We start from the raw sequence: 11001 nt of genomic DNA on the forward strand, positions 1-11001 counted from the left end.
CCCCTCCCCGACGCTCTTCCGATCTTCGGCGTTGCACCACGCCGTCGGCCGCCGCACGACGATGCGGCGGCCGTCAGCTCGTCTGAGTCTTCTGGGCCCGGGCTTTGGTCTTGGCCAGGCGGTAGGACTCGGTGCCGGTCTCGATGATGGTGGCGTTGAAGGTTAGCCGGTCCACGATCGCCGCGCAGAGCCGTGGATCGGTGAAGGTCTGGCTCCGGCCGGTGAACGCCCCGTTGGAAGCGATCGCGATGCTGGTCCTCTCCTCACGCCCATTGAGAACCTGGAAGAGCATTTCCGCGCCGCGGCGGTCCAGTTCGAGATAGCCGAACTCGTCGATTTCGAGAAGGTCGACGCGTCCGTAGCGGGCGATGGTCTTGCCCAGCTGCTTGTCGTCTGCCGCCTCGACCAGCTCGTTCACCAGAGCTGCGGCGGTGGTGTAGCCGACGCGGTAGCCGGCGATAGCGGCTGCGGTGCCCAGCCCGATCAGCAGGTGCGACTTGCCGGTGCCCGAGTCCCCGATCAGAGACAATGGGTAACCCTTTGCGATCCACTCGCAGGTGGCGAGATCGTGGATGATCGCCGGATCGACGTGGGGATTGACCCGGTAGTCGAACTCCCGCAGCGATTTCTCGCGGGGTAAGTGAGCTGCCCGGATGCGTCGTTCGGCCCGGCGCCGGTCCCGATCCTCACACTCGGCCATCAGCAGTTCGGCGAGCAACCCGGCGTAGGACAGGCCCTCTCGTTCGGCCCGGGCGATCGTGTCGGTGGCCTGGGCGCAGCCGCAGCGGACGGCAGGCAGTGTCGATCGCCGCGTCGGATGCCTGTGCGGTCAGCGCGTGATGGGCGGTGGTCATGATGAGTCCTTCCGGCGAATCTGCAACAGCTCGTCCCACTGCTCCAGGCGGGGCAGGGGACGCTGGTTGGCGGGCACAGCACGGGCGAGACGGCGCGTGGTCAGGTGCGTGACCGGGGCCGGGTCGAGAGGCAGGGGTTCCGGGGCGGGTGTGCCGGCGATGATGGTCGGCGCCGGCCCGGCCGCTTGGGCCGCCTTGTGTGCCTCCAGCGCGATGACGTCCTCGTTGAAGGTCCCCGCTGCAAGGGCCGTACGGATCCCGGTCACCACGTCGGGGTGCCGCTGGTGGCGGTGCAGCAACAGACTTTGACCAGGGATTTCGTTCCTTCGGTGTCATCGAGGGCCTTCTTGGCCTCGACCCAGAACGCTTCGTGGACGGCCGTGAAGGTGCCCTCGGCGCGGGCCTGGTGGAGGGCCACGGAGCGTTCCAGCGCCCCTGGCTTGGTCACCAGGGCTTCCAAATAGTGGTCCAGCACGAGATGTTCGGCACCGCGATCGGTCAGCCGCCGATGGCGGGCAATCTCCCGGCGGCCGTCATAGACGGTCAGGTCGTCGCAGGTGAGCGCGATGGTGACCTTGCGGTCGATGAAGCGGACCGGGAACGAGTACCGGCACATCTTCACGGTGATCATGCCGTAGCGGTCGACGCGGGGAGCGAGCGTGATGCCGGTGGCGAACGGATCGTCCGGCAGCGGCAGCAGATGGCCGGCTTCGCGTGCGAAGTCCTGCGCGATGGTCCGCACCTCGCCCCGATCCGCCGCTCGTCCTCCTTCGCCTCGAACTCGGCGAACCGGGCGTTGAGTTGGTCCAGGCTGTCCACCTGCGGCACCGCGGTGAGGTAGTTGCGGCGGAAGTAGCCGACCTGGCCTTCGACCCTGCCCTTCTCGTGGGCGCCGCGCAGGCCCGGCTCGCAGTAGAACGGGGTGAATCCGTAGTACTCGTGGAAGTCGGTCCAGCGCGGGTTCTCCTCCCGCGAGCGGCTGCGGAAGATCACCTTCTTCACCGCCGGGGTGAGGTTGTCGTAGCGGACCTGACCGGCCGGCACTCCTCTAATGTGCGGGTCTCGATCTCAAGCCTCCGGTTGTGTCTGAGAAGCTGCCAAGACGTTCTTTGACCGCGACGCGTCGGGCCGGGGGAACTGTGGACGTTGCCGAGCACGAGCTGAACCATCCCTGGGAAGGCGTTCTTGTCACGCCCACCCACGGCAGTGACGTCGGCGTTCTGGTCCTGGCCGGTTCCAGCGGACGCATCGAACACGAGAGAGCACGCATCCTCGCCCAGCAGGGCATCCTTGCTCTGTCCATCCGTTGGTTCGGCGGACCGGGACAGTCCCCGGGAATTTGCGAAATCCCCTTGGAGACCTTCACCGCCGCGATCGACCTCCTCACCATGAGCGGGGCTCGGCGCATCGGCATCCTCGGCGTCTCCAAGGGAGCTGAAGCAGCTCTGCTCACGTCCGTGCACGACCCGCGCGTGGACGTTGTCATCGCGCTGTCACCCACCTCGCGAGTCTGGTGCAATGTGGGCCCGGGCCTCGACGGGGGACAGCGACCGTATCGCTCTTCCTGGACTTGGCAGGGGCAGCCCCTGCCGTTTGTTCCGCTGGATGATTCCTGGACCCCCGTCAACCCGGGCAGCGGTCCGGTCGCCATCTGCGGATGGTACGAACTCAGCGAGCGGAGCTTCGCTCACCTGCTCCCTCGGGCAGAGATCCCCGTCGACAGAGCCCGGGCCGATCTGGTGCTCGTCGCCGGCGGCGACGACGCGATGTGGCCCTCGCTCCGCTTCGCCGAACAACTGGCAGAACGCCGACGCTCAGCCGGGACCACTGCGCATCTGATCGCCCGCCACGATGCCGGCCACCGACCACGCTTTCCCGGCGAAAGCCCGGCGCTAGACTCCCCGCACTTCCTGTACGGAGGCACGCCCGGAGCTGACGCGCTCTTGGGGGAGACTGCGTGGTCGTACATCCTCGACCGGCTCAGCGGCACGGCTCCCCTCAGTTGCTGATGCTCGCCAGGAGGCTTCTCCGTCGAGTCTGCTGAGGAGTCCGTCGAAGATCCGCTCGCGTGCGACTTGCCCCTTCGCTGTCCGCCCCGCATGGTGCCCGGCCCCACCCGCGCCTGCGGGCGGGGTCTTTGCTCGTCGGTTTCGCCGGTTGGTCCCGCGGCCAGGGAGCTGGCGCCATGGTGCACACTCTGGGCCCGTCTGTGGGGCCGTGGGGGTGGTGCCGGTCCGCCGCTTTCCCCCGTTGCGGTGGACCGGCGTCGTGGGCCGGAGGCGTTGTCCGCGGCTGTCGCCCTGGCTCACACCTCCTGCTCCGCCGGCTGGGGCGTGATGACGAGCTTGCGGCTGCTGCCGCCGGCGGTGAGGCGCTTCCAGGCTGAAGGCGTGTCGGCGAGGGCCACCCGTTCCGCGTTGACGCTGACCTCTCCCGCGGCCGCGTGCGCGGTGAGCCGCTCGTAGGCGGCGGCGCGCTCGCCCGCGGTGAACAGGGGGGTCGCGTGCGGCAGGAAGGTCACCATCCTGCCGCGGAGCACGGGCGCCGGCAGCGTCGCGAGAGGGCCGCCGGAGTTTCCGACCTGAACGACCCGGGCGCCGCGGCGCGCGATCTCGATGGCGGGAGCGATGACCGGCCCCCAGACCGCGTCCAGGATCAGATCGACACCGTCGGGGGCGGCCTGCCGCAGCCGCTCGAGGAGACTGCCGGCCTCCTTGGACGACACGGCGACGTCGGCGCCGCGGTCCAGCGCCCGCCTGCGGCCGGAGTCGTCCCGCACCACCGCGACGACCCGCGCGGCGCCGAGCAGCCGGGCCGCCTGGACCGCGATCCCGCCGACCTGGCCGCCGGCGCCGAGGATGAGCACGCTTTCCCCGGCCCTCAGCCGCCCGGTCTGGGCGAGCGAGAGCCAGGCGGCTATCCCGGACCCTCCCAGCGCCACGGCGGTCGCCGGGTCAAGCCCGGCCGGAACCGCCACCGTATCGGCCCCGGCGAGGGGGACCAGCTCGGCGAGCGAGCCGTATGGCAGCTGCGGGTCCGAGAAGTAGCGATGGGAGCCGTCGCCGAGGCGAGCCACGCCCTCGTACCCTGCTACGAACGGCGGCTGCGCCTGCCGGAACGGAAACTTCCCGCCGGCGATGACAACGTCGACCGGGTTCAGCGCCGCCGCGACGACCTCCGCGACGCGCTGATCTGCCGGCGGGTCGGGATACTCCCCGACTACCGGTCCGGTGCCCAGTGTGTGGATGACTGCGGCCTGCATGCTGTCCTTCTCTCCATGGGGTGACTGCTCCGCTCGATCTGACGGGATCCGGGCCTGGGCTCAGGACAGGGGCGCCTCCGCGGCGAGGCCGACCAGGGACTGGTAGGCGGCGTCACTGAGGACGCTGGAGTCGTAGACGGTGGTCAGGCGGCTGATCTTGCCGGCTGCGTCGAGCTCGAAACCGGTGTGGCCGCGTTGCAACGGGGCTGCCTGCGAGCCCGCCGACCACTCGTAGCCGCCACCCCGGCGGCCGCCGGCGGCGTGAACCGCTGCGGCGCCCGGGCCGTACGGGAGCCGTCCGAGCGCCCGCGTGTAGTAACGCTGGGCCTGGATCGCACTGCGGAGGCGGGTGTGCGTGGCCACGTCCTCGACGACCACGTCGGGGGACATCAGTGCGGCGGCCGCGGCGCCGTCGCCCGCCGCGAATGCGGCCTGGAGCTCCCGGGCAACCCGGACGACGGCGTGATTCACGTTCTGCTCGGAATCACTGAAGTCGGTGGGGTAGGTGCTGGGGATGGTGTTCGGCCACAGAGAGCTGCGGCCATCCCAGTAGTCGATCCAGCGAGTGATCTTCCGCTTGCTGTCGAAGGTGACCGAGCTGAGGGCAGCAATTTCCTTGCCGAAGAACGTGGGAGTGTCCACGAACTCGACTACGGCGCTTCGCTCGTCGCCGACGATACGGAGCGGATAGGAGAGCGCATCGGCAGGCACGGTCGAGAGGAAGGGGGTGAAGAAGTCGTTCATCTCCTTCCAGCTGCGCATGGCGACGCCCAGGCTGGCGTCGATGTAGCTTGTGTGCGCCTTGGAGAAGAAGGACAGGAATCCGGCGGCGTCATGCTTGCTTTTGGCGGTGAAAAGCCGGCGGAAGACGGCGGCGACTTCGGGAGTGCAGTGCGAAGTGTCCGTGACACCGGCCGGGTAGGGCAGTCCCCCGGTCCGGCTGCCCTCCGTCGTGGTCGCTCCCGCCGTTCCCGACGCGATGCTCCCGGTGACACCAATCGCGGCGGCGGTCCCGGCCGCAGCCGCGATGCGGAGCATCGTCCGCCTCGAAGTTCCATGCTGGTTCGCGTGCTTCATCTGTAATGCCTTTCCGTAATGGGCAATTCAGAGACTGTGGATGCCACTGGTGCAGGCGCCGCTGCACCCGACGGCCGGTACCTCGGGACCTTGAATCTGGGCGGGAGACGGCCGGAACCACCGGTCAGAAAGTGGCAGGGGCGGCGGCGTGGACGCTGAGGGCGATGACAGACGTGGTCATGCTCACGTGCATTTCTGCGTGATGTCGAAGTCCAGCGGGCCGCTGGACGGTCGTGGCGGGCTGAGGCGTGACGGCGAGCTTGCGGGCGCTGCCGCCAGCACTCTTTGAGTTAACGCTTTAACTGAAGCTACCGCCACATCACTTCACGATGCAAGTCATTCGGACTGTTGGATCACTTCAAATATTAAGTTATGCTGCCCTCATGGACGTTCCGCAACAGCCCCGCTGGCTCGACACTGAGGACGGGCAGACCTGGACCGCCCTGGCCAGCACGCTGGTCAGGCTGCCCGCCGCGCTCGATGAGCAGCTGCGCCGCGACGCCGGGATCACCCACTTCGAGTACCAGGTGCTGGCCATGCTGTCGCAGGCCCCTGGCCGCACCCTGCGGATGAGCGTGCTGGCGACGCACGTCGAGAGTTCGCTGCCGCGCCTGTCCCAGGTGGTCACCCGGCTCGAGCAGCGCGGCTGGGTGCGCCGTACCCCGGATCCGGCGGACGGCCGCTACACCCTCGCGATCCTGACGGACGAGGGCTGGACAAAGTTGGACGAAGCCGCGCCCGGCCATGTCGAGGAAGTTCGCCGTCTGGTCTTCGACCCGCTGACCAAGGCTCAGTCCCGGCAGCTGCGCGAGATCGGCCGACGCATCATGCGCGCCATCGCCCCGGACGACCGCTCCCTCGATGACTGAGGCCGGCGTTACACCGCTGGCGTAGGCGACGGTCAAGCGTCGGCGGTCCTCCTGCGCGGCCAAGGCCCGGCGGACCAGGCTGGCCGCAGCGTGCGCCGGGCGCTGGCACTTGTGCCTGGATGTGGTCTATGCCGGGTTGTCGGCCGGCTCCGGGGCGCGGCGCCGGAAACGTCCGGGTGAGATGCCGAGTTGCCGGAGTGGATCCGGCAACTGGGACCAGGCGAGTCCGATGCACCGCTCGAACATGGAGGACTCGGACGGATGGAAGCGGTACTGGTATCAGCGGACGGGCGTTCCGCAGGCGGCACAGATCCGACGGTCTACGTCGGAGACCGTGTCCCAGGTTCAGACTTTGCGCCAGTGCTGCCGCCCGGCCGGTGCTCTTCAAGTGGTCATGTCCAGCATTCCCTCTCACAGCGAGTCGCCCGGCACAAGGATCAAGATGCTCAAGCCCCAGATGTCCAGCCGAGCCGGCTTCGATCTCCTCCGCAAGCGTGTCCTGCTCTACACGTAGGGCCACGTTCCCGAGTTGCCAAAAGGTGCTGGCAGATGAAGCTCAGGGCGCCATGTGTCGGACGAGCTCCCGTGACTTCTGCTGCAGCGCGGCTGTCCACTCCTTTGCATGGGGATCCGAAGCCGTCTTGAGATAGTGGCTCTCGGCGCGCTCGGCCGCTTGCCAGCTCACCTCGATGTTCGCTATCTCAGCCAAGGCCAGCACCGTGGCAACGAACCCTTCGGACTGTGTGGCCATGACAGCGTGCCTGGTTTTGCTATGCCAGCCGAGCAGGGCGTCGACGAACACTGCGAATGCGATGGGGTCGATCTGACACTCATCAGATTCCATGGGGCCGATGCCGGATGGCAGGCCCACTTCGGCTTGATAGACGGTGACCTGGCTCATGAACAGCCGGGACGCCCCGCTGGACGGGTTCCACAGGGTTCGGTCACCTAAGTCGTAGTACTGGCTCACATCAGCCTCTCACTGCCGGTCATCGGAGGCCGACATTACGGTCAGTCAGCCCTCCATGAAAAGTGGACCAGAGTCCGTTGAAAGTGACACACCCAAAACGTCTGTGTTTGTAGAGGCGGACGGCAAGCGTGTGGAGATCATCCCGCGCCCACGCCCGTCGGAGGGTCGTGCCCTCAGGAGAGCGCTGCGTAAGGCACCTTGATCTCCTCGCTCGCCCATGGTGCCCCCTGGGGCGCCTACCGGGCGCGAGTTGCTCGCCGCCGCGGCCCCGGACACCCACGCCGTCGCCCAGGAGGAACTCGCCGTCGAAGTCACGGCCGCCACCACCCGTGAAGCCCAGCTGCGCGAAGCCGCAAAGGCGCTCGCCCTGCTCGACGGCGCCCGCATCCTCGACCGCCACAATGAGGCCCTGTGCTGCGACATCGTCCTGCTGTAGGCCGAACTCGGCAGGCACGCAACAATTCTCCGTACCCTCCCACGCCTTTCGGGCCGCGGGGAAGTCGCGGGCCCGCGACGATCGGCAGGACAGGGGCCTAGTAGTCGGAGTCAGACCAACACGTCATGGCGGAATAACCGTTTCCGTATGGGGTCCACAGGTAGATCCAAGCGCTGGCGCCGTACACCCCGCACCCGTTGTAGCGCTGTCCGGTAACGTAATAATTCGGGGCGCACTGCCTAATGTTGCCCTTTTTTACGGTCACCAGGACATCGGCAGCATTTACCGGCGCGGTCAGGATTTTCACGCCGTCGGACAGTGATTCCGCGTACCCCGTCGCACAGCGGTATGAGTACCCGGTGGCACTGGTGGAGTTGTCAGTGGCGCCGGCAGCACCCGGAATTGCGAGACTGAGGGCTGCCATAGCCATCAACGCGGCAGCCAGGCTTGATCGAAGAGTTCTTCTCACAGGTTCCCCCACCCGTTCTATCTCGTGCAGTAGAAGTTGAAGCGTCGATCGCTGCCTGGCAAGTAAAGGCCATCTCAAAATGATGATCTGTCTTCGTCATTCCCCGACTTGAAGGAGACGAATAGGCGAAGGTGTAGCGATCGCACACAATGCCCCCGCACACGATGCACCCCCGCGGCGGAGCTTTCTCCAGCCCGGATCATAGCCGTGACGTGCTCGCACTACTACTGCTCTGCCTGGCGAAGATGCTGGAAACAGCTAGAGCTTGCCCGCCTGATCATGCCCTCTGGGTCCATGCCCACATCAACGAGCCAGACATCGCGCAGTCGCACCGCCTGGACCACTCCTAGCAGGTGGCGGCAGTCGTAGCCTTTGTCGCCACGCAGCTTGCCGGGCTGCCGACGCCGCGGTCCGCGACGGGAACGGATGGGCGGGATGCCGCGGACCAGCGGGATGAGGGCCTGGCTGTCGTGGAGGTTGGCGGCGGAGATGCCGACAGACAGGGACAGGCCCTGGCGGTCGATGATGGGATGGATTTTCGATCCCTTCTTGCTGCGGTCGGCCGGATTTGGGCCTGTCCGTTGCCCCCTTTGAGGGGCCGGATGCTGACGGAGCCGATCGCGCACCGCGACCAGTCCAGCTCACCCCGGGCACCGAGCTCGTCCAGGACCAGGCGGTGGACTTTGGCCCACACCCTGGCCTAGGAACACTCGGTGAAACGCCGGAGGGCGGTGACCCCCGACAGGCCGAAGCCCGGAGGGAGTTGGTTCCAGGCGCAGCCCGAGGTGGCCACGAAGATGCTCGCCGCCAGCACTTCGCGGCCCCCTCGCCGGCGGTGCCCTCCACCCTGCGGGCGAACCGGTGCGCGCGGCACCACCTGCTGGAACAACGTCCACAGCTCTCCCGGCGCCATCCGCTCGACAAGCGCATCAGCCATCACCTCGGACTGCCGCAAGATCACGCCAACTGAAATGGCGTCTAAGACCTCGCCCGTCCCGGGGGAGTGGCCTCGTCTTCACCGACGGCGCCGGCTCTCCGCCACCACCGACGCCCTCCAGGTCGCCGGCCGCTACCACCTGTTCCCGGCGCCGGCGCCGGCTCCGCGACGGGACCTCGCAATGAGCTTCTTCAGCGTTGCAGCTCCAGGGTGAGGACGGCCTTGGCGATTGACGTCATGCGGTTGGGGCTGCAGCGGGACCTGCGGAAGATCCGCCAGGACTTCAGGCGGGCGACCTGGAGGACGATGAGACTGCCGCTGGCGCGAGGAGATCCGGCCGGGTCAAAGTTCAGAGCAGCTTCTCGCCGATCCTGCCGTTCGGGTACAGGGCAGCGGCACGTGCAGCCAGTTGATCAGCCCTTAAGTGACCCAGGCCAGGCGGCCTGGCGGGACCATGGCGCGCGCCAGCAGCTGATCGTGACCCTGACATCTGTCAGGGTCGCAACGTCCCGGGTCCGCCCTACAGTTCGAGGCGCCGGCTGGGCGTCCCCTGCACCGCTACGGCGGCTGAAGCGGGGGACCAGTGAGAAAAGGACAGTGGATGACCAGGACCAGGAAGTATCTCTCCCTCTGGATGGCAGCCCTCGCCCTGACGGCGGGCGGTGTGATCGCCGCCCCTTCGGCCAGTGCCGCTGCCAGCGCCGAGTGCGGAGTTCGGGCGAGCGACGGCCGACTGTGGTGCGGGAACGGAGCCCCCGCCATTCTGCGCTCGGGCGCCTATCACGAAGCGGACATAACGGGGCAGCTCTATTCCACCTTCAGCTGGTTCGACTGCTGGACCTATGGTGGACTGCACGGCGGCGGCAACACCACCTGGTACCACACCAAGGGTGACTGGACCGCTCCTGGCTACGACGGGTGGGGCTACGTCCCGGCGGACTGGGTCAACACACCGTCCTCGTTCGACGCCGATCCGAGCGCGCGCGGTCTGCGGCACTGCTGAGAGCAGCACTGCCGAGCTCCCCGGACCACCTCCTTGATGTCGTCGGTCTCGTCCACGAGACCGGCGGCATCGTCGTCGTGGCGCCCCATGTCGGCGACCCATTCCCTCCCGTTAACGGTGCCTGACGGATCAGTTCCGGGTCACTCGGGGATGATCTGTCCATGGGGTATGAGGCGAAGCGCCCTTTGGGTGCAGAGCAAGATCTAGTCACAGGTGGTAGCACCCTGCCCGAGGCTACAACCACTGAGCTTCTTCGATGTGGCCACCGATCGGGTGACGGCCCGTGCAGCGCAACGAGCGAGGCCCCCGGGCTGTTGATCGAGATGTCTGACGTCTCAATCACGTTGCTCGGGAGCCTCGGTGGTCGTCCATCCTGCTGCACTTGACCTGCCGCATGCACTCGTGGAGTGGGTCACCATGTTGATCGTCACCCGTGAGGGCGACCGGCGCTGCAAGCTCCGTCCGTCCCAGCGAGCGATGGTGGCACTGGTGTACCTGCGCGAGCACATCACTCTGGCGAAGATCGCTGCCGGGTTCGGGATCAGCGAGTCCACCGTGCATGCCTACACCAGTGCAGTCGTCGACCTCCTCGCCGCCCGTGCACCGGGTCTGCTGAAGACGCTGCGCGAGAATGATCCCGACTTCGTCCTGCTCGACGGCACTCTCGCCGAGTGCGACCGGGTCGGCGACGGCCGGGCCGACTACTCCCACAAACACCGGCGCCACGGCGTGAACGTGCAGGTCGTCACCGATCCCGGCGGCCGGCTGTTGTGGCTCTCGCCCGCCCTGCCGGGCCGCACCCACGACCTGACCGCTGCCCGCACCCACTGGATCATCCGGATCTGCGAGCGCCAGGGCGTTCCCATCCTGGCCGATCTCGCCTACCAGGGCGCCGGCCCGTGGCTGACCACCGGCATCAAACGCAGGCCCCTGAAGAAACTGACTCCCACCGAGAAGACTCGCAACCGTGCCCTGGCCGCAGCGCGCGCACCCGTCGAACGCGGAGTCGCCCGCCTGAAGTCCTGGCGGATCTTCCGCAGGTCCCGCTGCAGCCCCAACCGCATGACGTCAATCGCCAAGGCCGTCCTCACACTGGAGTTGCAACGCTGAAGAAGCTCAATGAG

The 11001-nt window shown here is 67.4% G+C and carries 11 protein-coding genes and 3 pseudogenes; 5 read left to right on the plus strand and 9 right to left on the minus strand.

What is annotated here, in order from left to right; all coding sequences use genetic code 11:
• Nucleotides 1-73: 73 nt before the first annotated feature.
• The 4 genes and pseudogenes from istB to ACWDR3_RS45480 form a co-directional block, all read right to left on the minus strand.
• A pseudogene (istB, locus tag ACWDR3_RS45465) lies at nt 74-854 on the minus strand (IS21-like element helper ATPase IstB).
• Nucleotides 851-1120 (minus strand): hypothetical protein, encoded by a 270-nt coding sequence (locus tag ACWDR3_RS45470; RefSeq protein WP_450358578.1) that lies wholly within the window; start codon nt 1118-1120, stop codon nt 851-853. The pseudogene istB and the gene ACWDR3_RS45470 overlap by 4 nt, the downstream one beginning before the upstream one ends.
• Nucleotides 1117-1596, minus strand: coding sequence for a Mu transposase domain-containing protein (locus tag ACWDR3_RS45475; RefSeq protein ID WP_450358579.1), 480 nt, complete (start codon nt 1594-1596; stop codon nt 1117-1119). The genes ACWDR3_RS45470 and ACWDR3_RS45475 overlap by 4 nt, the downstream gene beginning before the upstream one ends.
• On the minus strand, nt 1482-1898 hold the full coding sequence (locus ACWDR3_RS45480) for a hypothetical protein (protein ID WP_450358580.1): 417 nt from the start codon (nt 1896-1898) through the stop codon (nt 1482-1484). The genes ACWDR3_RS45475 and ACWDR3_RS45480 overlap by 115 nt, the downstream gene beginning before the upstream one ends.
• A 95-nt stretch (nt 1899-1993) precedes the next feature.
• On the opposite strand from ACWDR3_RS45480, the gene ACWDR3_RS45485 reads away from it, so the two are divergent.
• Nucleotides 1994-2863 (plus strand): acyl-CoA thioester hydrolase/BAAT C-terminal domain-containing protein, encoded by an 870-nt coding sequence (locus ACWDR3_RS45485; protein ID WP_450358581.1) that lies wholly within the window; start codon nt 1994-1996, stop codon nt 2861-2863.
• Between the two features lie 296 nt (nt 2864-3159).
• Here ACWDR3_RS45485 and ACWDR3_RS45490 read toward each other — a convergent pair whose 3' ends face one another.
• Nucleotides 3160-4116: a quinone oxidoreductase family protein gene (locus ACWDR3_RS45490; protein ID WP_450358582.1), complete on the minus strand. Its 957-nt coding sequence runs from the start codon at nt 4114-4116 to the stop codon at nt 3160-3162.
• A 60-nt stretch (nt 4117-4176) separates the two neighbouring features.
• Nucleotides 4177-5154: a hypothetical protein gene (locus ACWDR3_RS45495; RefSeq protein ID WP_450358583.1), complete on the minus strand. Its 978-nt coding sequence runs from the start codon at nt 5152-5154 to the stop codon at nt 4177-4179.
• Nucleotides 5155-5576: 422 nt separating this feature from the next.
• On the opposite strand from ACWDR3_RS45495, the gene ACWDR3_RS45500 reads away from it, so the two are divergent.
• Nucleotides 5577-6062: a MarR family winged helix-turn-helix transcriptional regulator gene (locus tag ACWDR3_RS45500; RefSeq protein WP_450358584.1), complete on the plus strand. Its 486-nt coding sequence runs from the start codon at nt 5577-5579 to the stop codon at nt 6060-6062.
• A gap of 556 nt (nt 6063-6618) precedes the next feature.
• On the opposite strand, the gene ACWDR3_RS45505 is transcribed toward ACWDR3_RS45500, so the two are convergent.
• The gene (locus ACWDR3_RS45505) at nt 6619-7032 is read right to left on the minus strand and encodes a DUF6086 family protein (protein ID WP_450358585.1); all 414 of its coding nucleotides are present in this window, start codon (nt 7030-7032) and stop codon (nt 6619-6621) included.
• Nucleotides 7033-7249: 217 nt separating this feature from the next.
• On the opposite strand from ACWDR3_RS45505, the gene ACWDR3_RS45510 reads away from it, so the two are divergent.
• The gene (locus ACWDR3_RS45510) at nt 7250-7468 is read left to right on the plus strand and encodes a hypothetical protein (RefSeq protein WP_450358586.1); all 219 of its coding nucleotides are present in this window, start codon (nt 7250-7252) and stop codon (nt 7466-7468) included.
• Nucleotides 7469-8287: 819 nt separating this feature from the next.
• On the opposite strand, the pseudogene ACWDR3_RS45515 reads toward ACWDR3_RS45510, so the two are convergent.
• Both ACWDR3_RS45515 and ACWDR3_RS45520 read right to left on the minus strand, forming a co-directional pair.
• Nucleotides 8288-8874: pseudogene (locus tag ACWDR3_RS45515) on the minus strand (IS5 family transposase); the annotation flags it as partial.
• Between the two features lie 191 nt (nt 8875-9065).
• Nucleotides 9066-9170: pseudogene (locus ACWDR3_RS45520) on the minus strand (IS5/IS1182 family transposase); the annotation flags it as partial.
• A 305-nt stretch (nt 9171-9475) separates the two neighbouring features.
• Between ACWDR3_RS45520 and ACWDR3_RS45525 the strand changes: the two are divergent.
• Nucleotides 9476-9877, plus strand: coding sequence for a hypothetical protein (locus ACWDR3_RS45525; protein WP_362081828.1), 402 nt, complete (start codon nt 9476-9478; stop codon nt 9875-9877).
• 360 nt (nt 9878-10237) lie between these two features.
• Nucleotides 10238-10987 carry a transposase family protein gene (locus ACWDR3_RS45530; RefSeq protein ID WP_450358587.1) on the plus strand — a complete coding sequence of 250 codons (750 nt, stop codon included), beginning with the start codon at nt 10238-10240 and terminating at the stop codon, nt 10985-10987.
• The last annotated feature ends 14 nt before the right edge of the window (nt 10988-11001 follow it).

Source organism: Streptomyces sp. NPDC001002 (assembly GCF_053599215.1).